The following is a 23,235-nucleotide window of genomic DNA, read 5'->3' as shown; positions in this document are numbered from 1 at the left end:
TGTTTTAGGGGATGATCAAGGTAGGGTTGGTGTCAAGCCCAGCCGGATACCTGCTGGTAGCTGAGTTTTCCGCGTTAATGTCTACCCGGCGGATAGACTGGGCTAAACGTAAGTACAAACGTAAGTGAGCGGGATATGCCACCGAAGAAGCGGCGACGCGCCAAAGGTGAAGGCGGACTACACCAACGGAAGTCCGACGGTATGTGGATGGCGCAAGTCCAACTCCCTGACGGCTCCTACTACCAGCGTGGCCGAAAGAAGTACGCCGACGCCGTCACCGAACTCGCCTCCATGCGTGCCGATCTCGCAAACGGCATCCTCCCCAACGCCGGCCAGATCACCGTCGACAAGTGGCTCACCTACTGGCTCGACACCATCGCCGCACCACGACTCAAGCCCCGCACCCTCGCTACCTACCGCTCCACCATCAAGCACCAACTGATCCCACACCTCGGATCGAAGAAACTCGGCAAGCTCACCCCCACCGACATCCGTCGCATGGTCACCCACGTGACCGACAAGCATTCGACCCGCACCGCCCAGGCCGCCTACTCGGTGCTGGCAAAAGCGTTGGGGGATGCGGTGAAAGACGGGAAGATCAGCACCAATCCGTGTGACCGCATGGACCGACCACAAGCCCGCTCGGAGGAACGCCAACCCCTCACAGTCGACCAGGCCCGCGCCCTACTCCTCCACGTCGCCGGCCAGGATGCGCACGCCGCCGCACGCTGGTCCCTCGCACTCCTGACCGGGGCACGCCAGGCCGAAGCATTGGGTCTCACGTGGGATCGCGTCGACCTCCAACACGGTGTCATCGACATCTCCTGGCAGCTCGCCCGACTCAAGCTGAAGAAGGGTCCACGCCCCCAGACGGACGTGTACCCGCGGGAAGCGTTCGACGTACCCGCCACCTTCACCTTCCAGCCCGTGCACTGGACTGCCTGCCTGGTGCCGACGAAGACGGCAGGGTCACGGCGGCTCGTACCCTTGTTGCCCCCAGTGGTTGCCGCACTCACGGCACTCTGGGAACAACGCGGACAACCCCAACAGGGCCTCGTGTTCACCCGCTCAGATGGGGCTGCTGTCCTACCCCGCGACGACACAGACGCCTGGAAACACGTGTGCGTAGCCGCCGGGGTCGTGGAGACCGCGCAGGACGCGCCAGATCAGCACGCCGCCCGCCACACCGTCGCCACCCTGTTGCAAGAAGCCGGCGTCGAAGAAGCGGTCCGCATGCAGATACTTGGCCACTCAACCTCTGCGATGGCCCGCCAGTACGCGCACACGTCCACCGACCTCACCCGCGCCGCGCTCGGACAGCTCGAGAAACTCCTCGCCCTTCCTGACTAGCAGTTGGCGTTGGCGTGACGTCGGCCCGGCACGTACGCCGAATCGACCGTCCGCCCGTCCAGCTGCACCTGGCACTGCGCCGACCAGCCGTACGTCTGCATCGTCGAGCCGATCAACTGGCGTCCGGGCGAGTTGAATGCACGGCTGGTGTGGTTACTGCGGCAAACGATGATGTCAGGACTGTCCGCTATGTTCGGTCTCTCACATCAAACAGCCGCGTGTGAGAGATCCATATTAGGGGTCACTTCCCGTCCCCCCGGAAGTGAAAGAGTGAGTACCGCCATGCCCGAACAGACACGCCCCGACATCCTCGCCGAGATTCGAGACACCATGCACTCCATCGACTCTCGCGAACTATCGACCGATGAACTACTGGACCTTGCGGCGCTGTTGCGGTGTTTCCTCCCGCAGTCCCGGGAGGTCTTCACCCGGACGCAGGATCGGCCCCTTCTCCGAATCGTCAGCTAGCGGCGGGCTCCCCCCGCCGCGGTTCTTCTTACCTTCAGGCGTTTCGCCCTCGCTGCTCGTAGTCGTCGTTTTCGTCGTGAGGTCATCAGGTTCTCCTTGAGTTCGATCTGCTAGCTCGGGGTGAATATGAAGTTTGTTGTTTGGCGACAGGACGAGATTGGCTGTTACCTGGTCGCCGACTCTGGAGATGGACACCCCAGGGCTGTGTGGCGCTTCCACAATCCAGACGGCTGCACCCTGGGTGAGTGCGTCTATGAACGCTGACTGTGCTTCGGCTGTGCCGATTCGCCGACGCATCTCCTCGATGAGGTCGTCGACGGCAAGATCGGTGGCACTCATTGCCACCTCAACAACCTCTCCAACTTCCTGGGAGCCGAGGTAGCCGGCGGCGACTAATGCCTCCATAGGCGGTCGGCCCATTGCGCGGGCGAACTGGATGACGTTCTGCGCGTCAGGGCGGTTCCTGCCGAGCTTCCACCGGGATAGCACCGTCTGTTCGATACCCGTTTCTTCGGAGATCGCTTTCTGGGTTGCCCCAGTCGTGCGCTGTTGCACGTACGCCCACCACTTGTTCTCCACGGCTCACACCGTAATGCGTGCGCGCAATGTTTTGAGCTGTCGAAACACGGTTGCGGCGACGCAACGGCCCTGATGGGGGAATCACACGCTTGTCGTTTCGCAGGTCGGCGGCGCAATCTGCCGCCGTTACGTAATCGTGATGTTCAGCAATTGCGCGCACTCCTACGAACGTGTACGTTCGTACGCATAGCCGCAAGACAGCAGGTCAAGCGGGCGGAAGCGGAGAGCAGGGCCAATGACTCGCACAGCCGATCTGATCCCGAGTGCGGCACCGATCGTGTCTGTAGATGCGACCGGCGAAGGATTCACGACCTCACTAGTGATCGCCCAGGGGACGGGCAATGAGCACTCGTCGGTCATCAAGCTCATCCGCCACAACCTGGACGACTTCAACGAGTTCGGCTTGGTCGGATTTGAAATCCGACCAAGACCAGCCGGCCAACACGGCGGTGGAGACGTCGAGTTCGCCATCCTCAATGAGCCGCACGCGACGCTGCTGATCACCTACCTCCGCAACAACGAGGTGGTCCGCACCTTCAAGAAACGTCTCGTCGCCGCGTTCTACGCACTCCGCAACCAGACCATCGAAACCCTGACGCCACTGGAGTACGCCCGGAAGCTCGTCAACGCCGAAGAGCGCGCCGAAGCCGAGCACGCCGCCCGCGAGAAGGCCGAGAAGCGACTTGCTGTCGAGCAGAAACACCGCGCAGCGATCGAAGGCGGAGATGGCATCCACCTCACCGACTTCGGCAAGAAGTACTTCTCCGAAGTTCCAGCCCGCAAGTTCGATGAGCACCTCTACGCCAAGGGTTGGCTGATCAACCAGCGCAACACCCGCGTGCGCGCAGACGGCTCAATCCGTGACGGCTACGACCACCGCAAGCCCACCGCAAAAGGTCGCCGGTTCATCTACGACCACGACCAAGGCAACTACGGCGGCAAGCGCCGCTTCCAGCCCCGGGTGCGTCCTCAGATGGAAATCGCGCTACGCGACGCGCTCGCCGCCGAAGGGCTTCCGGTCAACACCCACAGCACCGGCCTCGTCCTCATCACCAACGAAGAAATGAAGGAGCTCGGAGCATGAAGTCGACTACCACTAGCGTGACGCTAGTTCACGCAGGCCAGGGGCGGTGAGCTGTGTTGGCAACCCTGAAACTCAACCCCACCGGTCTCGCCAAGATCCGACGCCTCACCGGCACCAGCCTGGACCGAGAATTCGCCGAGAAAATCCACGTCGATCCCGGCACCGTCTCCCGCGTCCTTACCGGCAAGGCGGCACCCGGCCCCAAGTTCATCGCCGGGTGCATCGAGGCATTCGGCGGAGACTGCTTCTCAGACCTGTTCGACGTCGTGCCCACAGAGGACGAGGCGGCGTGATGAACCGCAATCTGGGTCCGTCTCCTGAGGGTGTGCAGGTGTGCCGTGCGATCGCCGCGGCCTGTGTCCTCGGACTCCTCGTGTGGGTGGCCGGCATCTGGTGGTGGTTGTGATGGCTACCTGCGCGAACTGTGGACGGTATCTGCGCAACGATCAGCTGAAGGCCGTCGGCAACGGTGTGTGCCCGCCTCAGGCGTACCGGGCACTGGAACTGCTGCACCACATCGCGTTCCTGGAGCTGGCGTCGTGAGTACCGCGGTGTGGCGTCCGACTCCGGATGAGGCATACCCGGTGATCGCTATCCGCGATTACAGCTTGGACGGCCAACACGTCGACATCGTCACTTATCTACCTGGGTGGACTAGCCCGGACGTGATGCTGTCGGTTCCGATGCGGGACATCCATCCTCGGCCGCGGTCCATCGTCCGCGCATTGACCGCGGACTTCACAGATCACAGTGCGCCGGATCGATGCCGGTGCGCTGAGCGTGCGGAGGGGCCGCTCACCCCACTCTCACCCCGCGCGCGGACCTCGGCCGCTGGGGATGCGGCCGAGGTCACCAACTTCCCACAGAAATAGAACCGCCCGGCGCGTGAACACCGGGCGGTCAGACGAACTCGCGGAAGGAGTTCAAGTGCAAGACCAGAATACCGCACGGATCGTGCCCTTCAACTACGAAGGCACTGCGGTCCGGACCGTCATCATCGACGGCGAGCCGTGGTTCGTCGTCTCCGACGTCGCGAAGATTCTTGGATACCGCGACGCGAGCAACGCAGCACGGCTCCTCCGGCCGCACCAGCAGGGGTACTCAGAAGTGAGTACCCCCAGCGGAACTCAGCGCATGCTCGTCTGCAGTGAGGGTGGCGTCAATCGCCTCATCATGCGAAGCAACGCGAGGCACGCCGAGCAGGTGCAGGACTGGTTCACCGACGTCGTGCTCCCCGAGATCCGCAAGACCGGATCGTTCAACGCGCAGCCCGCTCTCCAGGGGCCAGAGCTTGTAGCCGCTGCGCTCGTGGAGGCGAATCAGATGTTGGAGCAACGCGATGCCCGCATCTATCAGCTTGAGCAGAAAGTCACCGGCGACGCCCACAAGGTGTCGTACGTCGACACCTATGTCGCTGACGCTGATTGCCTCACCTTCTCCACCGTCGCCTCCACCCTGAATCTGCAGGAGTCAAAGCTGCGTGAGCTTCTCATCGAGAAGAACTGGATCTACGTGCAGACCGACTCGCGGTGGTCGAACACCCACGGCAAGAAGATCGAGCGGCGCCGCTACTCGGAGAAAGCCGACAAGAAGCGGTACTTCCGTCGGGTCGAATCCCATGAGGCTCCGCGGTTCCGAGGCTCAGAGGTGATGCACACCTTGAAGATCACTCCCGCTGGCGCTGAGGCGATCTCTCGCCTGGTAGCGAAGGAGCGTGCGGCGTGAACGGGTGGCGATTCCCGGTCCTCGATGCCGACCGCACGCACGAACACGAGGAAATTGGCCGGGTCGTCATCGACGGCGCAGACGCTCTTGAGCCATATGTTCCGATGACAGACTCTAACGTCTCAATCCCCCTGCGGGTTGCGGTCAACCAGGCGGCAGGCGTGGTTCTCGAGATCGGCCCGTACACGCTCGACCTCCGAGATGTTCGCCGACTGCAGGATGCCATCGAGCGGTTCTATCTGGCTGGCGGTGGGGCATGAAGTACTCACGCCAAGAGGTGGCGCGCCGCATTCGTGAGGCTCGGATCGCCAGGCGGATGTCACAGAAGGCCCTGGGAGACCTTGTCGACATGAACTCAACTGCGATCTGTCGTACCGAGACCGGACAACGGACGGTCACCCTTGAACAGGCCGCAGCGATTGCAGAAGTTCTTGGCATCGACTTCGGACAGCTACTCGGTCATTCGACAGACGAAATTCTTACGCCTGCTGGTGAACTCCGCATCATGGCGGACCGTCTCCTTGTCATCGCAGACGTTCTAGACGCCGCAACCAGAACCGACACTGAGGAGTCCCAGCCGTGACTGACATCGACAATCTGAGACCAGGGGAAGCGTTCCAGTACCCGCTGAAGGAAGCGGCGGAGAAGGTGCGGGTGTCTGAGAAGACGTTGCGCCGCGAGTACAAGGCGGGCCGGATCTTGTTCCGCCAGTACGGGGGACGCTACTTCGTTGATCATGAGGAGCTTCTTCGGTGGCGGAATGAGTTGCCGCAGCCAGCACCGGGGGAGTTGGCATCATGACCACACTTCTCGATGTGCTGTTGGTGCGTACCCCGCCGACTGTGACCGGTCTGGCTGTGGCCGGGGCGTTTTGGGGATTCGTCATCGTGTCTGCCGCCTCGTATGTGCCGAAGATCGCCGGGTGGTTGACGGATGCGGATTTGGATGATGAGGACCCGGATGAGGATTTCCCGCATCTGCGGATCGTGAACGGAGACATCCGATGAGTAGTAAGCACCGTATCCGCGTTGTGTCCCACCCAGTCGATGACATCGACCGGCATTGGGTGTCCTTCCCGGTGTGCTGGCACGTGATGCGCGGCAATGAACTCCTTACTTGCAGTCTTGAGTGGGGTTACGCGCTCGAGTATGCGTATCACTCTGCATGGGTGGTGAAGTCCGCATGAGTCATATGAAGCTCACTGAGTCGCCGGCCATCCAGGTCGATACCTGCCACGGCCCCGTGTTCCTGTCCCTCGGCGTCAACTCGCACGGCCATCTACGCGTCGTTGTTGTGGGGCCGGGGGATGAACGCACCGACCTGCATTTGACCGACATGCAGGCCCGCATGCTGGCGATGGGATTGGACGACCAAGCACGCCGCATCGAACACGCCTACCGGCCACACCTATTCACCACAGAAGGCGCGGCATGAGGGGGTCGTTCCCGGCCAGATACGCCGGCTGGTGCCCCAACTGCCGCACCGACTATCCCGTCGACGCCCTCATCGCCTACGTCCGTGAATACCTGGTGTTCCCCGACGGGCGGGCCGGGAAAACCATCCTCGTCTGTGAGGACTGCGCTAAGGCGGTGACCCGTGACCGTCGTTGACATGCAAGCATTCCGGGCTGCACGGGATCTCGTGGAGGTGGAAGCCGACCTCGCATCCGTCGCATTCACGTGCGGGTTCCTGGCGTCGATGGATGTCACCGCCGCCGGGTGTGGTGCTGTACTCACCGACTTCTTTGGGCGGCGGGTGCTGCGGGTAGAGCCACAACCATCCCCGTGGACCACCCGCGACCACGTGATGGTGTTCCTGGCTGGTCAGGCTGGTCAGGCTGTGCTGTGACGTTCTCCACCCGCCACGCGATCTCTGCTGGCCCTTTCAAGTGGCGTGGCCCTGACTACCCGTACGACATTCCCGGGTGGGGCGACAGCAGCCCTGAAGACCCGGTTGAGCCTGAAGAACTGTTCCCCAATCCTGCCTACGGGCAACAAGACCCATGGAGACAACCATGAGCATGGACGAACCGCTGGACATCCTCCAGCAGATGCGCGAACGATTCTCTGGCGCGCCTCACCACGGCCTGTGCCACTACATCATCGACGGAGAGACGTGCGAGTGCTACGTCGGAGCGGTGCCAGCCTGGGCTGACACGATCGAGGATGCGATCAAGCGCAAGTACGAGGTCCGATGATGGCCGACGTTCAGCACATCCCGACCGACGGTTCGTGGCTCGAACGGTATCGGGCCACCCTACGCATCGCCCTCTGGTGCGGAGGCCTCCTCTACCGGCCCCAACCCCACACCCTCGCCATCAAGGTCGAAGGACAGACCGCCCATCCGGGTGACTGGATTCGTCAGGATGGCAACGGGTTCGAGGTCGTCGCTTCCAGAGCGGAGGCAGACCTCTGATGGCTGACTACAAGGGACCACTCGACTACATCGACGTCGCCACCCGCATCGTCGAGTTCCGCAACCAGTACCCGACTGGCTCACTGCAACAGCTGAAGTACGAGGTGCTCGAGGTTGGAGGAAAAGCATTCCTCGCGTTCACCGCCGCCGCCTACCGCACCCCTGACGACGAGCGGCCGGGCATCGGTACCGCGTGGGAGCCCATCCCCGGGCCGACGAGCTTCACCCGCGACTCGGAGATGCAGAACGCGGAGACCGCGGCGTGGGGGCGGGCGATCGTCGCAGCGTTGGCCGCGGACACAAAGAAGGGCATCGCCTCATCCGAGGAAGTTCGGAACCGGCAGCAGACGCCGGCGCAGCGAGCTCAACGGGATCTTGCGGACGCTGTCACCGCGGCCGGGATGGTGACGAAGGAGTTCGCGCAATGGGCGCAGACGACCCGCAACGTTGAGCTGAACACGGCGGCGGTGCCTGTTCTCGTCCAACTGACCCGCGAGGTGCAGGAGAAGGGCACGGCGATCATGTCTTCCGCCCCGGATCACGCTGAGGCTCAGCAAACGCTGTCCGATGAACTCGGCGCCCAGGAAGCCTCATGACGTCCTGCGTGGTGTGTGGCGGTACCGGCCAGATGGTGCGGCTCAAACCCGGCCACCGGACCGGCGACCTTATCCCTTGCCCGAACTGTGCTGCCCGTGAGCATGCACAACACCTCCTCCGAAAGGCCACCCAATGAGCACTGGTTTCCACATTGAGTACGTGCCCTCCCGAAATATGGACAGGAGATCGGACCGCAACACGATCGACGACAAGAAGCAGGCTGTCGGGTCGTCGTCAGTGATTCCCGGGTCGAACCTGTTGAACCGCAACCGCAACGTGTCAGAAATGCTGGCCGACCTACCCAAGCCGCCAGCCTGGCACGAGTTGGGCATCTGCCGTCAGTTCGATCCCGAAATCTTCTACCCCTCCCACTACGGTCCCACCCAAACCGCCGACGCGAAGAAGGTGTGCGCGGGCTGTGACGTTCGTGCGGTGTGCTTGCAGTGGGCATTGGACAACAACGACCAGCACGGCGTCCTCGGCGGCACCACACCACGTGAATCGGAAAGCCATGGCCAAGGAGGCTGCGGCATGACGTGCCAGTGTGGGAGACCCGCCCACGCCCGCGGAAGATGCGCCCGCTGCTACGCCCAACTACGCGCACGCCAAACCGCCTACGGCCGATGGGAACCGTCCTACACCGACGCTCAACCCGTACGCGAACACCTCCTCGCCCTCCGCGCCGCCGGGATCGGGAACCGTAAAGTCCGGGAACTCACCGTCATCGCACCCTCCACCATCCAAGCGATCCTGTACGGCAGGCCAGCTCGAGGGAATCCGCCCGCACGGAAGGTGCTGCGGAACACCGCAGCCCGAGTGTTGGCGATCCCGGTACCGGTGTCGAAGGTGCCGTGTTTGCGGGGCGGTCGGGTGGTTCCTGCGTTGGGTTCGGTGCGACGGTTGCAGGCCCTCGCAGCGAACGGCTACTCGCAGCGCGAGTTGTGGTCCCGGCTGGGGTGGCCGTCACCGCAGAACGCGACTCAAATGTTTGCGGGCCGGGTGGAGAACATCACGGTGGTTCGGGCGCAGCAGGTGACGGTGTTGTTTTCGCAGTTGCAGATGGTTCCGGGTACGGATCGGAATGCGCGGGCTAGGGCGAAGGCGAAGGGCTGGTTACCTCCGTTGGCGTGGGATGAGGACCGCATCGACGACCCCACCTACACACCGGAACTGGTGGACAAACCCCGCACTGCCGAGGATGTGTTCTCCGATTTCGAATACCTCCTGTCGATGGGTGTCGGTGTGGAGGATGCAAGCCGTCGTGTGGGGTTGTTGCCGGCGTCGGTGAAGCGCCGGTATGAGCGGCATGGTCGGCGGTGTCCGGCGGCGTTGACTGCGGTGGCGCGGCAGCAACGGAAGACGGCGTCATGACGGGCTTCTCTGCGGATGTGAAGGCTGCTGCTGCGGTGCGGGCGATGGGCCGTTGCGAAGTCCAAACCGACTGGTGTACCGGCACAGGGCAGGACTATCACCACCGAGCTAACCGCGGCATGGGCGGATCGAAAGACCCACAGATCAACGCCCTGTCGAATTGTCTGCTGGTGTGCCGCGGCTGCCATGACTGGATCGGCCGCAATCCGGCGCAGGCGTACGCGAAGGGCTGGTTGGTGTCGAAGTTCCGGCAGCCGTCCAGCGATGTGCCTGTCCTGCTGTCTGGCTGGTGGGCTTTGCTCGACGATGCCGGCGGGGTCGAGGTGTGCGATGCGGTGGGCTGAGGTTCCGGAGTCCTACCTCCTGTGGGGGGCGATTGAACGGTCGTGCCCTGAGTGCGCGGCCAGGGTGGGGGAGCTTTGCGTTTTGCGTTCTCCCGCAACAGGTGCAGAAACAACGAGACGTATCCCGTGTGTGGGAAGAACCTCAAGAGGAGACAACGAATGAACGAGCTGGATCTGATCAATTTCCTGGAGTGGCTGGAAGCGGCGGTGGCTACAAGCGGCGGGCCGGGGCACTCAACGCCATCGACGCCCAGTATGCGGCGAGGACGCTCCCGAATGTCCGCCATCCCAGGGAGATCGTCGTCCCGTGGCGTCTGGTCATCCACGACCGCCACGGCAATGTGGAACGCATCGGGGCGGTGTACTGACATGGGCGAGCCTTACTACGAAGACGGCCTCGTCACCCTTTACCACGGAGACTGTCTCGACATCACCGCATGGCTGGAAGCCGATGTGCTGCTGACCGATCCGCCATATGGGATCGACTACCAGTCGGGATCACGTCGCGACACCCTCGCTGCGAGCATCGCGGGCGACAAGGACACAACCGCCCGCGATGCAGCCCTTGACGCGTGGGGAGATCGGCCGGCACTTGTGTTCGGTACGTGGCGCGTCCCTCGACCGGAAGGAACCCACACCCGTCTCATCTGGGACACGAAAGGTGCGTTAGGTATGGGTGATCTGTCGGTGCCGTGGAAGCCTTCCGATCAGGAAATCTACGTGCTCGGTAAGGGTTTCGCGGGACGCCGAGATTCGAATGTGTTGACGTGTGCGCCCGTGCAGTCGATGGCCCGCAATGGCCGCCTGCATCCGCACGAGAAACCCACCACCCTGCTGGCCCGACTGATTGCGAAGTGTCCGCCGGGGGTGATTGCTGATCCGTTCGCTGGATCGGGTTCCACACTGGTCGCTGCATCTGAGGCGAACCGTAAGGCGATCGGTGTGGAGCTGGATGAACGCTACTGCGAACTCATCGCGAAACGCTTGTCGAATCAGACGATGGCACTCGACTTTGGTGGTGTCCGGTGACCGCCGATCCCGCCAACACCGGGGCGGTGTACTGACATGAGCGAACTCACCCGACGCGACTTCCAATGCATCCTCGACGAGGTTGCGAAGGCTATCGGCAAGTACCCGTTCGACTTCACCTACACCGACCTTCCGAGCCAGGTTAAGGCCGAGCGTGAGCGGCTGACCAAGATCATCGACGACAACAATGCCGTAACCAAGCAGTGGGTCGATGAGGCGAAAGCGTCTCTGCCTGAACCGGATGCCACCAACCCCAATCATCTGCGGTGGGCGGCGAAGATGATCGAGATCGCCCGTCCGGGTGGCGATTCCGGAATCCGTGGCGGACAGCGGAATGTGCTGGCAGACGGGCTCCGTGCCGAGGCTGATCGTCTGGATGCTGCCCAGTCTGACGAGCGGGAACGGGAGCAACGCATCGAGGCGGTGGCGAAGGTACTCGCCGACTTCACATTCACGTCCGAACGCGATACGGCTGCCCGTGCTCTTGAGGATGCGGGCCTGCTTCGGGACGGTGTCCGGTGACCGCCGATCCCGCCGTCCACGCGGCACAAAGGGCGAAGCATCCCGCATGGGCGTTCGTCGACCCGCCTGGAGCGGCCGAGGACATCGCCATACGCGCCGCCCGGGAAGCCCTCGCACCACTACGCGCCAAACACCAGAAGGTGCAACGCCCCGACGGCACGTATCGCTGCACATCCTGCCGCGACGCCTATGGGGCACACGCCGACTGGCCCACCGGCACCGACCAACTCCTGTACAGCGAGGACGAACTCACATGATCGACAACCACATTCTGCCCGAGCAGACATCCGACCAGCGGGTGCACATCCTCGACGGCCACCACTGCTGGTGCGAGCCGTGGGTACGCACCGACGCAGACGAAGGTGTCCGCACTGTCCGCCACGTACCCGAGGACGAGCTATGACCACCCCCAACCTGATGCAGGTCCTCGAAGAAGGATTCGACAACAGGTCGGGCATCGACTGGGTGACAACCCACCATCGGCCTGACACGCACGCGAACCGACGCCGCATCATCGACCGCGAACACGGCAACGGTGAGACACCCCAAGCGGACGGCTGGCTGTACCTGCGTCGGGATCTCGGCGACTTCGTACACGTCCAACGCATCAAGTGGATCGACCGAAAGTGGCTGGCGTCATGACCACCCCCAACCTCGAACAGATCATCGCCGAGCCCGACGAGGCTGACATCGACGCCAGCCTCGCACTGGACGGCTTCGACGCCAGCGAGCGTTACCCCGAGCACGGACACGATGCACTCCGAGCCGCATACCGATCGGGCTGGTCCGACGCTGTGGCCGCTATCCGTGACAGCGGACTGACCGTCATCGCAACAGGCGGGGCCGACGAGACAGAACCCGAGCACCTGTTCTTCGCGGCCGACGTGATCGAACGGCTCCACCACGACGTGGAAGACGCTGACAGCCAGACAGTTTCGGCGTGGTGGCTACGCGACCGTGCCCACACCATCGGCTGCGAGAGGCGAGCCGCCCAGGTCGCTGAAAGGAACAACCATGTCTGACGATGTGCGGGCCGACGCCCGCCGACTCCTGCAAGGCATCACACCCGGCAAGTGGAGGCACTGCACGGGGCCAGCCGAAGGGGAATCCAAAGCTGAGTACCTGGCCGGTTGCCTAACCAACGCCGACGAGTCACTCCATGTCGTCATCGCGCAATCGCCGGAGCCGGAGTACGCCTACGTAATCCCTGCGCTGACGGGCGACGGCCCCACTAGTGACGCTAACGCCGAGTTCATCGCCGCCGCGCCGGCTCTCGTGGATCGACTCCTCGCCGAACTCGACCGCGAGCGGGATCGGGCACTACGCCTCGCCATCCGGGCAACTGGATGCGAGAAGGCCGAGTCCGAACGTGACACCGCACTCGCCACCCTCCAACAGGTGCGGGAGTGGGCTGAGCAGCGGCAGTACGACGGTCCTCCGACCGATGACCTCGTCACTGCGCTGCTCGACGGGGTCGCGCACCAACTCCTCCGCATCCTCGACGGCGGTGCGCGATGACCGCCCCGAGAACCACCACCCTCCACTACATCTGGTGGCTCGACGGGAGCATGTGGCGCCACAGCGTATGCCACAACCGTTGCAACGCAGACACCGTCCGCAACGCCCTCTGGTCCAGCGGCTACGAGCATGTGCAAATCCGCGAAGGAACAGCCGACCACTGGGGTGATGACCGATGAGCATTGTCGGATTCCGTTCGGAGAATCACCCCCAGCAGACCGGCCGCCGTGGTGCAAAGGATGCCGTCGACGACCGGGGGACTGATCCAGCGTTCATCGCCCAACTGGAAGCCGAGTTCGGGGCGTTCACCCTCGATGTTGCTGCGGCACCCCACAACGCGAAGGCGCCGGAGTTCTACACGATCGAGGACAACGGCCTCGCTCAGCCGTGGACCGGCAACGTCTGGTGCAACCCGCCCTACTCGAACATCGAGCCGTGGGTGGAGAAGGCGTGGTTCGAGTGGGGGCGTGGCGGCCACGTCGACCTCGAACGCATCGTGATGCTGCTACCCGCCAACCGGTGCGAGCAGAAGTGGTGGCAGCAACTCGTCGAACCTGAACGGGACCGCGGGAAGATCCTGTCGATTCGATTCCTGCCCGGACGTATGCGCTTCCATCGCCCCAACTGGACGCCCGGGCCCAAGGGTGACCGTCCGCCATTCGGCTGTTGCCTGCCGATCTGGTCGGCGGACTATCTCGTCCCCGTCGTCAACGGCGGTGACTCATGATCCACCGCACCCTCTGGATCGCCACCACACCCATCCGCCTCAGCATCGACTGGCTCCTACACCCCCGCTGTTCGACGTTGGGAACGAGTAACCAGGCCCGCACCCGCACCGACCGAACTCAACAGCAACGACCGGCCCCGCCTCAATGCCGCGTTCGCCGAATGGATGATGGGCCTCCCCGCCGGCCATGTCACCGCGGTACCCGGCCTGTCCCGTGCCGACCAGTTGAAGGCGATCGGTAACGGGGTGTGCCCGCCGCAAGCGTTCCGGGCGTTGCAAATCCTGGACAGCCTCAGCCGGATCGGGGTGGCGTCGTGACTGCGAATGCTGCTGTGGCACAACGGGAAAACCCCACCATCGGGGGTAGAATGAGGGGTGGCCGAGGTGCTGACACACCCCGGCCACGTGACCGAACTATCGAGGAGTTCAGCCAATGACAGATTCTAGCCGCGACGTTCCGTTCAAGGGACGTGACCCTCTCTACCAGGGCACCCACGACGACATCTGGTGGGCCATCTACCAAGCCCCCATCAGCGGCGTCCTCAATGGTTATGCCCGTATCCCCGACGGCCACACCATCGACGTCGACGACCTCGAAGTCCACGGCGGCATCACCTACGGAAGCGGAGACTGCACCGGCTGGATCGGGTTCGACACCGCCCACACCGGCGACCTCTGGAACCTCGACGAGCTCCGCAACCGAGTCGGCATCCACATCACCCCGTCAGGTCAGGCGTGGAACGACCAAGAGCGGTCCCTCCGCCCACGGGTTGGTCAGCGCCCGTGGGAACGCACGTGGACTGTCGATGCGCTTAAGGCCGAGGTGTTCCTGTTGTGCGACCAGATCGTCACCGCCGTAGGCAGAGCGGAGGTGCAGTGAGATCCCACGGGAGAATCCTGGTGTCCATCTGGAGAGACAAGGACTTCATCGCCCGCACCGTCCCAGCACAACGGGCCTACATGATGCTGCTCGCACAGAAAGACATCAACAACGCCGGCGTTCAACCGCTCATGATCCGCAAGTGGGCCAAGGCATGCGACCACACTACCGAAGCCGACGTGATCGCATCCCTGGACGAACTCCAGGCCCACCGGTTCATCTGCTACGACACCGACACCGAGGAACTGTTGATCCGGTCGTTCATCCGTAACGACGGGATTATCAAGCAGCCCAACATCCTGAAGAACGCACTGCGGGTGGCGGAGCAGACCGAGTCGCCGAGACTGCGGAAAGCGTTGGCGGATGAGCTCGGTTCGTTGAAGCGATCGGATGCCTCCGAGGTGGCTTCCCGAATCGTTCCGGATGACGTTCCGAACCCTTACGGAACCCTTCCCGAACCCTTAAACCCTTCCGAAAGGGTTTCGAAAGGTCGCGGGGATGGGGTTGGGGAAGGGGTTACTAAACGTAGTGAACTCACCTCTACGAGTAGTTCTCTCTCGTCCGAGAGCAACGAGAAACCAACGAACTACCGGATGATCACTCTCCCCGACGACTGGGCGCCGAACGACCTACACCGGGCCAAGTTCCCAACCCTCGACATCGACGCCGAAGCAGACGCATTCCGAGACAGGCAACTCGCCACCGGCCGCCTCTGCAACGGCCGAGGCGGATGGGACGCCGCATTCAACAGCTGGCTCCGCGAATCCCAGAAACGAGCAACTGACACCGGGAGGCCGAAACACAAACTTCGCGCCCTCGCCGACATGACCAGAGCCGCCGAAGCCAACGAGAACCCGAACACCCTGCCCGACACCGACCAGAGAGCGATCACCGGATGACCACCCAAGCCGAAGCCATGAAAGTGATGCTCGTCGTGTCGGCCTGCCACCAACGCACCGCACCCCGCATCGACGACCCCGAAGTGACTGCGACGATCGCGAACGTGTGGGCGGACCTTTTCGGCGCATACAACCTCGAGCTCCCTGATCTGGTCGCAGCAGTGAAGCGGCGAGCCTTGAAGGAACCGGACAAGCCGGCACCTGAGCCGGGGGAGATCGTCAAGTACGCGCGCGAGATCCGGGCTGAGAGAGCGGCGAAGGAACAGGCCGACCCGCAACAGCGCGCTCTCCATGAGGCGAAGATCGACCGCAAGATCGCCTCGTACGCAGGAGGCTTCGGCATCCAGATCGACGGGCAACCGCGATGACCATCCTGACGCTGGACGTCCCCCGACCGCCGATGACAGCGAACCAGCAACGGTCCTGGCATTGGCGGAAAGTCCACCAAGCCAAAAACCTGGCGGAGACGTTGGTGTGGGCGGCAGCGAAACAGGCCCGCATCCGGCCGCTGACAGCCCCGCAAACCGTTTCGGTGGTCTGGTACACCCCCGACGCCCGACGACGCGACACAGACGCCCTAGGGCCGATGTTGAAAGCGAGTTTGGATGCGCTCGTCAAATCCGGGGTCCTCGTCGATGACGACTCGAAACACGTCACCGCCACATCCATGGCCATAGAACTCGACCGTGATCGGCCCCGCATTGAGATCCACATCCAGGAGACACCATGACCGACCACATCAGCATCGCGTCCGACGATGCCCGCCACATCGCCGACGTCCTCGACAAACTCGAAGAAGTCAACGAGGCGCTATCGAAGATCGAAACGTACATCGAGTTCCCCATCAGGGTGCAGTCGGAGATTCAGGGATTCGACGGTGTGATCGCGATGCACGACAGCGGAGCCCTGGTGTTCAAGCCGGGGGTGTCATCGTGACTCAGCTCGTGTTTCCGACCTCCCTACCCGCCTGGTGCTGGGTGTGCCGCTCCTGCCGTCCGGTCGATCTGTCCGGGTGTGGACCCCAATGCGAGGAGGAACAGTGACCGACGACCCGGTCAACCATCCGAAGCACTACACCGACCACCCCAGATTGCAAAACGCGATAGAATGTATTGGTGGCGAGTTACGAACCGGGGACGCGGTACGGCAGGCTGACGATCATTCGAGACGTGCCGCGAGGGAGCAACCGTCGAGTCGAATGCCATTGCGACTGCGGAAAGACCCTGTTGGTGTACACGCCGAATCTGAAGTCGGGACGTCAGAAGAGCTGTGGATGTCTTCGCACGGAGAATGCAGCGAACCGCCGCAAGGGCCGAGTTTTCATGAACGGGTACGCATTCGTGAAAGCGCCAGGACATCCTCGGGCGCACCCACGTTCGGGACGGGTCCGGGAACACATCTTGGTGATGGAATCAGTCCTCGGCCGACACCTTCTTCCAGGGGAGGAAGTGCATCACAAGAACGCCGACCGAGCGGACAACCGGCCCGAGAACTTGGAGCTGTGGAACAGGAGCCAACCGGCGGGGGCGCGAGTAGAAGACCAAGTGGAGTGGGCGACACAGATTCTGGCGCGTTACGCACCGGACCGACTGACCACGACCCCGTAAACAAACCCCAGCACTATCGGTCGCACGCCAGCGGCGTCGAGTGCATCCAAATCACCGAGCACATGGGGTTCTGCCTCGGAAACGCCGTCAAGTACATCTGGCGGGCCGACCTGAAACACGATGCGATCGAGGACCTGGAGAAGGCGCGCTGGTATCTGGATCGTGAGATCGGGCTGCGGTACAAGGCTGAGGCCCGTCCCGGCTGCTGCTGCGTGAGGTGTGACCCCGACTTCTCGGGGATGCGTTTGTGCCCGTTGTGTGGTGACAAGCGTTGCCCTGGGGCTGTGAACCACCGCAAGCATCCCGAGGTGTCGTCGTGACGAACTCGACCCTTGCTACCGCCTCCGTCTACCAACGCCACTACGACGCCCGGATGGCACGCCTGAGGGGCACCAACCACGCCGAAGTCCTCGAATGGCATTGCGCCGGCTGCGGAACCCGATTCGACGTTGGGTACGAACGGCTCATCCACCCGAGTTTCAGACCCCTGTGCTTCGACTGCACCACCAAGGAAACCCCATGCGAATGATGTGCTTCATCAACCCCGACGGCTCCAAGCGGTACGTCAACCCACTGCAGGTGTCAGTCATCGAAAAGACCGACGACGGCGGCGTGAGGATGATCTACCCCGGCGGCTACGTCCTGTTCCCAGACGGCGACATCGATCAACTGGCGAGCCAGTGGTTCCACTCCGTCAACGCTGTGATCGACCCCAGCGAGTTGGAGGCCCCGTGACCCGAATTGTGAACCGGGTACCCACACTCCGGAAACCGTCCCGCCTCCACCACGACATACGGGCATGCGGCGGACTCAGGGGCTTCCTCGCCGCGATGGTGCAGAAGTACGGCACGCTCACCCCGGGCGTCCTCGAGTACGGGTACGGCGACCGCGAACGGTGGCACATCCCCGACGACCCATTCGACACATCCGCCTGGATCACCGAGGATGCCCAGTAGTGAAGGTATATCTCGTGATCCGTTGTGTCGCAACCGATATGGGTTGACATCCGCTACAATGGAGGGTATGGCGATGGATCGATCTGACACGAGCGGACTCTTCCTCGACCGCTATGGGCAACGCCGCCTCGTTGAGTCCCTCAGCGAGATCGAGAGACACCTAGACGATCTGGCCGACACCCTCACTCGCAGGGCGGTTATCGGACGCCGGGACCTCGCTTCATTCCGTCGGCCCAAGAAGTTGCGGGCGAAGGCGCCGGCTCACGAGGGTGCACAAGAGTTCGCAGCCAAGCTGGAGAACACTCTCACTACCGCAATCCGCCACGTCTGCGAGACCCGAGGCCTGGACTACATGCCCGTCGGATACACACACCCCTCGGGCTTCATTGGGCCCCTCCTGCCAGATCAGGCGCGCATCCCTGCTGGCTACGACGACCGTGCGCTCTCTGTGCTGACGAGATGGCTACGCGTGCACGTCATCACCTTCGCTATGACTGAGGGGTGTGTCGAGTGGGCGGATGAGATCGAGGGCTACGCGCAGGACATCACGACCCTCGTGGATCTGCCGCCCGATGACACGATCAGCGTGGATGACGCCAAAGTGGCTGCGGCGTACAAGCAGGTCGTCACCCTCTCCACGATCGACGTGGTGGCCCGGAAGGTGGGGGACATCTGCGATGGACTCAACTCCCGTCGCATGAGGACGCTGATCAAGCACGGGAAACTCAGGCCCGACAGCATGAACCCCGAGACGGGCACGAAGTTCTACCTCCTGGGTGACGTGCTTGACGCCCACAAAGGACATCAACGAAGGCGCCGCGCGTCACAGCCCGCTTAAGTCAGGGCATAGTGGTACGCTCCGCGTAGGCGCGAGATGTGCCACCTGAGATTGCTCCCCGTCGTCATCCGCGACTGGCGGGGTTTTTTCGTACCCACACTTCCCGCTACCGGGATGGTGCGGAGCGTGACCGCGCCGGCTCACAACGCCAGTGACACTCAAGCCGAAACCAACACGCAAGGCATGCCCGGTACCGACGGCGGGCACCCCAACCAGCTCGTGGCAGAGCAGGGGAGAGCAGACCACAAGGCCGCGCCAAACGGCCGCAACGCGTTGCGCAGCGCGGGACTGCTACCGCCGGCCAAACCTCTACTGGTCTGTCGGGGGCTTGGAGATAACCGTCGTGAACCGTGTCATGGGTTGGCTACTCACACCCCTGCATTGGCTCGTCGTCACCGTCGCCTGGCACCAGGAACGCCGCACAGTCCGAGACGCACAAGAACGCGCCTGGATGGACGCCGTCGCAGCATGCCGTGCAATGCCCTCCGACGACACCGACCACATCACGATCGCGAGGCAACGCAATGTCTTCGACTGACCTGGGTAGGACCACCGAACCATGAGCATCGCTGAGGCGATCGCCTACACCCTGATCGCCCACCTTGTCGGCGACTACCTCATCCAGTCCCACTGGATGGCCACCGAGAAGACCAGACGGTGGTGGCCCGCCATCGCGCACGCCGTCACCTACGGCCTGCCATTCCTCCTCATCACCCAGTCACCCGCAGCACTGGCCGTCATCGTCGGCACACACGCCGTCATCGACCGCCACCGCCTCGCCAAGCATCTGGTGTGGCTGAAGAACCAGGCCGCCCCGAAAGCATTCCGACCCGAACACACAGCGACCGGATACCCCGACGACACACCCGCATGGATGGCCGTCTGGCTCATGATCATTGCGGACAACATCCTGCACATGGTCATCAACGTTGCTGCGGTGGTGTGGCTATGACCACCACCGACCTAGCAACAAGCCGTGTGCCCGTGTCTGCCGCCTCGACACCGACCACCCCGACACACACTGCTGGACCCGCGATGAGTGACCCGGTCCCCGTCGAACCCTGCTGCATCTGGAGGCTGTTGGTCAACGGGTGGACCTACGACCAAATCACCCGGGAACTCCACATCACCGGACCCGCAGTGATGAAAGCCGAACAACTGCAGAACCTCGCGTTGCGAGACGTCGACCCCAAACTCATCGCAGACCCAGTCATCCACCGCAAACCCAAAGGGGCAGCGTGACCACTACGATCACGCCATGCGACGACTCATCACAGCCACCGCCATCATCCTCCTAGCCGCCGGCTGCTCTGGGGAACAAACCCCCAACACGCCCGCACCCACCACGCGGGGCACCAGCACAGTGACGACCAGCCACACACCCGCTGGCCCACCGCCCTTACGCCCCGTCGTCGAGCAGTTCGTCAAGGACAGCAACGACACCATTGGCGAGAACAACACAGACCTCATCCGCCAATACGCAACCACCGAATGCGCCAACCAAGTCATCGGCATGTTCGGCGAAACCACCAACGAAGCCTCAGTCACCCGAGTTGTCGATGTGGTGCAGAACGGGACCACAGGCACCGCCACAACCGCAGAAGAAGCCAACCCTGGCAGCCAAGGGGCCATCCAGTGGGTCTATCAAGACCGCTGGCGGTTCACGTGTGAAGGCCTATTTGAGGTGTCCGTCAACTAGACTCGGACGGAGAAAGAAAGGCCCGGCGACGGCGGCAACCGTCCCGGGCTATGGCCAAACCTGTGTGAGAGGTTCGACATGGCTCAGCGTACCCAACCTTGCGCGTTCTGTGGAACGCCGTTCACGACCAACCACGGACGCAAGATCTACTGCGCACGCAAGTGCGCATGCGCTGCGATGAACGCGAAGCACGGCAAGCACACAACACCTCGACCCAAGGTCTGCTTACTCTGCGGCGAGAGTTTCACCCCACTCCGCAAGGACGGACTGTACTGCTCAGTCGACTGCAGTCAACGAGCCAACCGCTTGCGGCGCGCTCCTGTGATCACGTCACGGGAATGTCCGGCATGCGGCAAAGAGTTCACCGGGGCAACCAACCGGCCTGTGTACTGCTCGCTCAAATGCCGGACAGCTGCTCGGTATGACCGCACGGCCGAAGACCGCCGCCGAAAGACTCGAGAGTGGACCCAACTCAACAAGCACACCGCAGCATACAAACAGCAATCCGCCGTCAAGTTCGGTAGGCGGAGGGCGCAGAAACTAGGGTCACCCCACCCGTTAACCCAAGCCCAGTGGCAGCGGACATTGAAGCGCGCCAACGGGGTGTGCTTCTACTGCGGCGCTACCGAGAGCGACCTGACACTCGACCACGTCGTGCCCCCCTGCCGAGGCGGAGCCCACAGCGAGGGCAACACGGTTGCCGCGTGCAGTTCATGCAACTGCTCCAAAGGCGGGAAGCTGCTGATCGAGTGGCGGATTCGAAAGGGAGAGTTGACGTGGAGAACTCACCGAGAGACGTCCAAGGTGCTGCGCGCTTGAAGGCGTACTGGGTCCGAGGACCGGGCGCAGCACGCATCAAGTGGAACACTCCGGGCGACTTCAAGCGGTGTGTCGCACAACTCAGCCCTTACGTGCGAGACCCTGAGGGACTCTGCAACGTGTACCACCAGGCCGCAACAGGCGGACCTCCTGGGCACGGATCGGCCGAACGCCACAGCTGATGCCCAAAGCACCACGCCAATGCCCAACCCAAGGCTGCACCAACCTCATCCGACACACCAGGTACTGCCCCGAACACACCAAGCCATGGCAAGGCCCACGAACCGAATCATCCAAGATCACATCCACATCAGCCTGGAAGAAGCTTCGCACCGAGATACTCGAGCGCGACAACTACACCTGCCAGATCCAACTCCCCGGAATCTGCATCGGACACGCCACCCACGTCGACAAGGTGCGCCCCGCCAACGCCGGCGGCACCGGTAACGACCGCAACGCCCGCGCCGCATGCAAACCATGCAACGAGCACAAGGGCCGAACCACCGACAAACACTTCACACACACCACCCACCGGCACTGAGTGCCACACCCCACCCCAGCACACCCCCATGCCCACCACCCCTCCCCCGGCCCCCATCCAGACCGCCGCGTAGCTCTGCCAAATCCGACGCGCCCACATCCCAGGAAATCGCGAACCTGCCGGATGTGGGCTTTGTCGTGCCAGGGGTCGGCACTCAGTGCCGGTCCGCTTCCGAAGGGAGTCTCCGATTCCCTTACTCGAGGTGTGCTGCGGAGGGTGCGGTCAGACGTTCCGCACCGAGCGATCAAACAAGCGCTACTGCAACGGTTCCTGCAAGGCTCGAGCATGTGATGCGCGCAACCCGGATCGTCTGCGTGAGTGGCGAAATACCACGAATGAGCGGAAGCGCCGCCGGCCTGCCGAGTCTGTTTGCGAGCAGTGCGGATCGACTTTCGTGCAGGTGCATCGTCGGAAGTACTGCTCGGCGGTCTGCTCGAATCGCGCGTTTCACTTACGTCGGGTTGGGACCAGCCGGTACCAGTTGCAGAGGCAGCAGCACAACCAGGCTCGTCGGGCGCGGGCGAAGTCCTCGGTTGTGGACAAGTTTCATCCGGCGGAGATTTTCGAACGCGACCGGTACCGCTGCCATATCTGTGGCAAAAAGTGCGGGAGGGACGCGAAGGTTCCTAATCCCGCAGCCCCGACAATCGACCATCTGATCCCCCTCGCTAAGGGCGGGTCACATACTCGCGCGAACGTGGCTTGCGCTTGCTTTCAGTGCAACTCGGTTAAGGGTGACCGAGGTGGCGGCGAGCAACTAGCCCTGATCTGAAGGGGGATCTCATATGCCACCTACACCGAAGCCTGCCAGTGTCCGAAGAGGACACCGGAGCAAGTCGGGTACCAAGACCTTGTCCGAAGTTGATAACCCGGTGATCCCGGAATTGCCCGATTATGTTGCGTGGCATCCAGCTGTGCGTGACTTCTGGGAGTCGGCTTGGTCGTCGCCGATGCCTCAGGAGTGGATGGAGTCTGACCGCCACAACGTTCTGATGGCGGCTCGCGCGATTCAAACTACCTGGGACCCAGAGACAACGGCTACGGCGCGGTCGGCAGCAATGGCAGAAGCCCGCCTTCTACTGCGTGAGTGCGGTTTAACGCCAATGGCTCGTCGCACGCTACAGATCGAAGTTGCTCGGGCTGAGGACGCCACTGAGCGCCGGCAGACACGCAAGTCGACCGCCGCACCGAAGGCCGGTGGCGCTGACCCCCGCAAGGGGTTGCACGCCGTATGAGTAGGAAGGGGGCTTTGATGTATCGGGCCGGA

General features: G+C 62.9%; 45 protein-coding genes. 44 read left to right on the top strand and 1 reads right to left on the bottom strand.

Annotation, left to right across the window (positions count from 1 at the left end; genetic code table 11):
• Positions 1-207: 207 nt before the first annotated feature.
• Positions 208-1,350 (top strand): tyrosine-type recombinase/integrase, encoded by a 1,143-nt coding sequence (locus tag GOALK_RS16530; protein ID WP_232283184.1) that lies wholly within the window; start codon positions 208-210, stop codon positions 1,348-1,350.
• Between the two features lie 369 nt (positions 1,351-1,719).
• On the opposite strand, the gene GOALK_RS23155 is transcribed toward GOALK_RS16530, so the two are convergent.
• On the bottom strand, positions 1,720-2,397 hold the full coding sequence (locus GOALK_RS23155; protein ID WP_006359987.1) for a helix-turn-helix domain-containing protein: 678 nt from the start codon (positions 2,395-2,397) through the stop codon (positions 1,720-1,722).
• Positions 2,398-2,632: 235 nt separating this feature from the next.
• Between GOALK_RS23155 and GOALK_RS23150 the strand changes: the two genes are divergently transcribed.
• The 43 genes from GOALK_RS23150 to GOALK_RS24710 all read left to right on the top strand — a co-directional run bounded on the left by GOALK_RS23150 (position 2,633) and on the right by GOALK_RS24710 (position 23,203).
• Complete coding sequence (locus GOALK_RS23150) at positions 2,633-3,481, top strand: Rha family transcriptional regulator (protein WP_006359986.1); 849 nt, start codon at positions 2,633-2,635, stop codon at positions 3,479-3,481.
• 53 nt (positions 3,482-3,534) lie between these two features.
• Positions 3,535-3,774 (top strand): helix-turn-helix domain-containing protein, encoded by a 240-nt coding sequence (locus tag GOALK_RS16510; protein WP_006359985.1) that lies wholly within the window; start codon positions 3,535-3,537, stop codon positions 3,772-3,774.
• Between the two features lie 112 nt (positions 3,775-3,886).
• Positions 3,887-4,024 (top strand): hypothetical protein, encoded by a 138-nt coding sequence (locus GOALK_RS23955; protein ID WP_157139167.1) that lies wholly within the window; start codon positions 3,887-3,889, stop codon positions 4,022-4,024.
• Positions 4,021-4,353 (top strand): DUF7324 family protein, encoded by a 333-nt coding sequence (locus tag GOALK_RS24715; RefSeq protein WP_006359983.1) that lies wholly within the window; start codon positions 4,021-4,023, stop codon positions 4,351-4,353. The genes GOALK_RS23955 and GOALK_RS24715 overlap by 4 nt, the downstream gene beginning before the upstream one ends.
• A gap of 55 nt (positions 4,354-4,408) precedes the next feature.
• Entirely contained in the window at positions 4,409-5,206 is a 798-nt protein-coding gene (locus tag GOALK_RS23610) for a BRO family protein (protein ID WP_006359982.1), read from the top strand.
• Positions 5,203-5,466, top strand: a complete 264-nt coding sequence (locus tag GOALK_RS16500) for a hypothetical protein (RefSeq protein WP_006359981.1) — start codon at positions 5,203-5,205, stop codon at positions 5,464-5,466. The genes GOALK_RS23610 and GOALK_RS16500 overlap by 4 nt, the downstream gene beginning before the upstream one ends.
• Entirely contained in the window at positions 5,463-5,789 is a 327-nt protein-coding gene (locus tag GOALK_RS16495; RefSeq protein ID WP_006359980.1) for a helix-turn-helix domain-containing protein, read from the top strand. Before GOALK_RS16500 ends, GOALK_RS16495 begins: the two co-directional genes overlap by 4 nt.
• A complete protein-coding gene (locus GOALK_RS16490) occupies positions 5,786-6,007 on the top strand; it encodes a helix-turn-helix domain-containing protein (RefSeq protein ID WP_006359979.1) in 222 nt (73 codons plus the stop codon). The genes GOALK_RS16495 and GOALK_RS16490 overlap by 4 nt, the downstream gene beginning before the upstream one ends.
• On the top strand, positions 6,004-6,213 hold the full coding sequence (locus GOALK_RS23950; protein WP_006359978.1) for a hypothetical protein: 210 nt from the start codon (positions 6,004-6,006) through the stop codon (positions 6,211-6,213). Before GOALK_RS16490 ends, GOALK_RS23950 begins: the two co-directional genes overlap by 4 nt.
• A gap of 175 nt (positions 6,214-6,388) precedes the next feature.
• Positions 6,389-6,640: a hypothetical protein gene (locus GOALK_RS16485; RefSeq protein ID WP_006359976.1), complete on the top strand. Its 252-nt coding sequence runs from the start codon at positions 6,389-6,391 to the stop codon at positions 6,638-6,640.
• A complete protein-coding gene (locus tag GOALK_RS16480) occupies positions 6,637-6,816 on the top strand; it encodes a hypothetical protein (RefSeq protein ID WP_006359975.1) in 180 nt (59 codons plus the stop codon). Before GOALK_RS16485 ends, GOALK_RS16480 begins: the two co-directional genes overlap by 4 nt.
• Positions 6,803-7,054: a hypothetical protein gene (locus tag GOALK_RS16475; RefSeq protein WP_006359974.1), complete on the top strand. Its 252-nt coding sequence runs from the start codon at positions 6,803-6,805 to the stop codon at positions 7,052-7,054. Before GOALK_RS16480 ends, GOALK_RS16475 begins: the two co-directional genes overlap by 14 nt.
• Positions 7,055-7,220: 166 nt before the next feature.
• Positions 7,221-7,403 carry a hypothetical protein gene (locus tag GOALK_RS16470; protein ID WP_157139166.1) on the top strand — a complete coding sequence of 61 codons (183 nt, stop codon included), beginning with the start codon at positions 7,221-7,223 and terminating at the stop codon, positions 7,401-7,403.
• Positions 7,400-7,621 (top strand): hypothetical protein, encoded by a 222-nt coding sequence (locus GOALK_RS16465; RefSeq protein ID WP_006359972.1) that lies wholly within the window; start codon positions 7,400-7,402, stop codon positions 7,619-7,621. Before GOALK_RS16470 ends, GOALK_RS16465 begins: the two co-directional genes overlap by 4 nt.
• Positions 7,621-8,217, top strand: a complete 597-nt coding sequence (locus GOALK_RS23140; RefSeq protein ID WP_006359971.1) for a hypothetical protein — start codon at positions 7,621-7,623, stop codon at positions 8,215-8,217. Before GOALK_RS16465 ends, GOALK_RS23140 begins: the two co-directional genes overlap by 1 nt.
• 175 nt (positions 8,218-8,392) lie before the next feature.
• Positions 8,393-9,589, top strand: a complete 1,197-nt coding sequence (locus tag GOALK_RS24505; RefSeq protein WP_269724178.1) for a WhiB family transcriptional regulator — start codon at positions 8,393-8,395, stop codon at positions 9,587-9,589.
• A complete protein-coding gene (locus GOALK_RS23945) occupies positions 9,586-9,933 on the top strand; it encodes an HNH endonuclease (RefSeq protein WP_006359969.1) in 348 nt (115 codons plus the stop codon). The genes GOALK_RS24505 and GOALK_RS23945 overlap by 4 nt, the downstream gene beginning before the upstream one ends.
• Before the next feature lie 191 nt (positions 9,934-10,124).
• Positions 10,125-10,301: a hypothetical protein gene (locus tag GOALK_RS23940; protein ID WP_006359968.1), complete on the top strand. Its 177-nt coding sequence runs from the start codon at positions 10,125-10,127 to the stop codon at positions 10,299-10,301.
• Position 10,302: 1 nt separating this feature from the next.
• Positions 10,303-10,962 (top strand): DNA-methyltransferase, encoded by a 660-nt coding sequence (locus GOALK_RS16445; RefSeq protein ID WP_006359967.1) that lies wholly within the window; start codon positions 10,303-10,305, stop codon positions 10,960-10,962.
• Positions 10,963-10,998: 36 nt separating this feature from the next.
• Positions 10,999-11,484, top strand: a complete 486-nt coding sequence (locus GOALK_RS16440; protein WP_006359966.1) for a hypothetical protein — start codon at positions 10,999-11,001, stop codon at positions 11,482-11,484.
• The gene (locus GOALK_RS16435; RefSeq protein ID WP_006359965.1) at positions 11,481-11,741 is read left to right on the top strand and encodes a hypothetical protein; all 261 of its coding nucleotides are present in this window, start codon (positions 11,481-11,483) and stop codon (positions 11,739-11,741) included. Before GOALK_RS16440 ends, GOALK_RS16435 begins: the two co-directional genes overlap by 4 nt.
• Positions 11,738-11,887: a hypothetical protein gene (locus GOALK_RS23935; RefSeq protein WP_006359964.1), complete on the top strand. Its 150-nt coding sequence runs from the start codon at positions 11,738-11,740 to the stop codon at positions 11,885-11,887. The genes GOALK_RS16435 and GOALK_RS23935 overlap by 4 nt, the downstream gene beginning before the upstream one ends.
• Complete coding sequence (locus tag GOALK_RS16430) at positions 11,884-12,126, top strand: hypothetical protein (RefSeq protein ID WP_006359963.1); 243 nt, start codon at positions 11,884-11,886, stop codon at positions 12,124-12,126. The genes GOALK_RS23935 and GOALK_RS16430 overlap by 4 nt, the downstream gene beginning before the upstream one ends.
• The gene (locus GOALK_RS16425) at positions 12,123-12,506 is read left to right on the top strand and encodes a hypothetical protein (protein WP_006359962.1); all 384 of its coding nucleotides are present in this window, start codon (positions 12,123-12,125) and stop codon (positions 12,504-12,506) included. Before GOALK_RS16430 ends, GOALK_RS16425 begins: the two co-directional genes overlap by 4 nt.
• Positions 12,499-13,002, top strand: a complete 504-nt coding sequence (locus GOALK_RS16420) for a hypothetical protein (protein ID WP_006359961.1) — start codon at positions 12,499-12,501, stop codon at positions 13,000-13,002. Before GOALK_RS16425 ends, GOALK_RS16420 begins: the two co-directional genes overlap by 8 nt.
• Positions 13,003-13,177: 175 nt before the next feature.
• Positions 13,178-13,729, top strand: coding sequence for a DNA N-6-adenine-methyltransferase (locus tag GOALK_RS23125; RefSeq protein ID WP_006359959.1), 552 nt, complete (start codon positions 13,178-13,180; stop codon positions 13,727-13,729).
• Between the two features lie 433 nt (positions 13,730-14,162).
• Complete coding sequence (locus GOALK_RS23120) at positions 14,163-14,609, top strand: hypothetical protein (RefSeq protein WP_006359957.1); 447 nt, start codon at positions 14,163-14,165, stop codon at positions 14,607-14,609.
• Between the two features lie 20 nt (positions 14,610-14,629).
• Positions 14,630-15,508: a hypothetical protein gene (locus GOALK_RS23115; protein ID WP_006359956.1), complete on the top strand. Its 879-nt coding sequence runs from the start codon at positions 14,630-14,632 to the stop codon at positions 15,506-15,508.
• Complete coding sequence (locus GOALK_RS16395) at positions 15,505-15,876, top strand: replicative helicase loader/inhibitor (protein WP_006359955.1); 372 nt, start codon at positions 15,505-15,507, stop codon at positions 15,874-15,876. The genes GOALK_RS23115 and GOALK_RS16395 overlap by 4 nt, the downstream gene beginning before the upstream one ends.
• The gene (locus tag GOALK_RS16390; protein WP_006359954.1) at positions 15,873-16,238 is read left to right on the top strand and encodes a RusA family crossover junction endodeoxyribonuclease; all 366 of its coding nucleotides are present in this window, start codon (positions 15,873-15,875) and stop codon (positions 16,236-16,238) included. The genes GOALK_RS16395 and GOALK_RS16390 overlap by 4 nt, the downstream gene beginning before the upstream one ends.
• Positions 16,235-16,444, top strand: a complete 210-nt coding sequence (locus GOALK_RS16385; RefSeq protein WP_006359953.1) for a hypothetical protein — start codon at positions 16,235-16,237, stop codon at positions 16,442-16,444. The genes GOALK_RS16390 and GOALK_RS16385 overlap by 4 nt, the downstream gene beginning before the upstream one ends.
• Before the next feature lie 386 nt (positions 16,445-16,830).
• Entirely contained in the window at positions 16,831-17,115 is a 285-nt protein-coding gene (locus GOALK_RS24665) for an HNH endonuclease (RefSeq protein ID WP_081474362.1), read from the top strand.
• A complete protein-coding gene (locus GOALK_RS23595) occupies positions 17,058-17,435 on the top strand; it encodes a DUF3310 domain-containing protein (RefSeq protein ID WP_040004283.1) in 378 nt (125 codons plus the stop codon). The genes GOALK_RS24665 and GOALK_RS23595 overlap by 58 nt, the downstream gene beginning before the upstream one ends.
• Before the next feature lie 205 nt (positions 17,436-17,640).
• On the top strand, positions 17,641-17,850 hold the full coding sequence (locus tag GOALK_RS16365) for a hypothetical protein (protein WP_006359950.1): 210 nt from the start codon (positions 17,641-17,643) through the stop codon (positions 17,848-17,850).
• Positions 17,847-18,071 (top strand): hypothetical protein, encoded by a 225-nt coding sequence (locus GOALK_RS16360; RefSeq protein ID WP_006359949.1) that lies wholly within the window; start codon positions 17,847-17,849, stop codon positions 18,069-18,071. Before GOALK_RS16365 ends, GOALK_RS16360 begins: the two co-directional genes overlap by 4 nt.
• 67 nt (positions 18,072-18,138) lie before the next feature.
• The gene (locus GOALK_RS24320; RefSeq protein ID WP_232283183.1) at positions 18,139-18,909 is read left to right on the top strand and encodes a hypothetical protein; all 771 of its coding nucleotides are present in this window, start codon (positions 18,139-18,141) and stop codon (positions 18,907-18,909) included.
• A 559-nt stretch (positions 18,910-19,468) separates the two neighbouring features.
• Positions 19,469-19,861, top strand: coding sequence for a DUF3307 domain-containing protein (locus GOALK_RS16345; RefSeq protein ID WP_006359946.1), 393 nt, complete (start codon positions 19,469-19,471; stop codon positions 19,859-19,861).
• 83 nt (positions 19,862-19,944) lie between these two features.
• Positions 19,945-20,151, top strand: coding sequence for a hypothetical protein (locus GOALK_RS16340; RefSeq protein ID WP_040004280.1), 207 nt, complete (start codon positions 19,945-19,947; stop codon positions 20,149-20,151).
• 16 nt (positions 20,152-20,167) lie between these two features.
• Complete coding sequence (locus GOALK_RS16335; RefSeq protein WP_006359944.1) at positions 20,168-20,608, top strand: hypothetical protein; 441 nt, start codon at positions 20,168-20,170, stop codon at positions 20,606-20,608.
• Positions 20,609-20,686: 78 nt separating this feature from the next.
• A complete protein-coding gene (locus GOALK_RS23590; RefSeq protein ID WP_006359943.1) occupies positions 20,687-21,427 on the top strand; it encodes an HNH endonuclease in 741 nt (246 codons plus the stop codon).
• A 181-nt stretch (positions 21,428-21,608) separates the two neighbouring features.
• Complete coding sequence (locus GOALK_RS24740; protein WP_006359941.1) at positions 21,609-21,968, top strand: HNH endonuclease; 360 nt, start codon at positions 21,609-21,611, stop codon at positions 21,966-21,968.
• Positions 21,969-22,125: 157 nt separating this feature from the next.
• The gene (locus GOALK_RS24660) at positions 22,126-22,740 is read left to right on the top strand and encodes an HNH endonuclease (RefSeq protein WP_006359940.1); all 615 of its coding nucleotides are present in this window, start codon (positions 22,126-22,128) and stop codon (positions 22,738-22,740) included.
• Between the two features lie 13 nt (positions 22,741-22,753).
• On the top strand, positions 22,754-23,203 hold the full coding sequence (locus tag GOALK_RS24710; RefSeq protein WP_006359939.1) for a phage terminase small subunit: 450 nt from the start codon (positions 22,754-22,756) through the stop codon (positions 23,201-23,203).
• Positions 23,204-23,235: the final 32 nt, after the last annotated feature.

Origin of the sequence: Gordonia alkanivorans NBRC 16433, from assembly GCF_000225505.1 — a bacterium.
GTDB classification, from domain to species: Bacteria; Actinomycetota; Actinomycetes; order Mycobacteriales; family Mycobacteriaceae; genus Gordonia; species Gordonia alkanivorans.
This window is presented reverse-complemented; position numbering and strand designations above follow the sequence as displayed.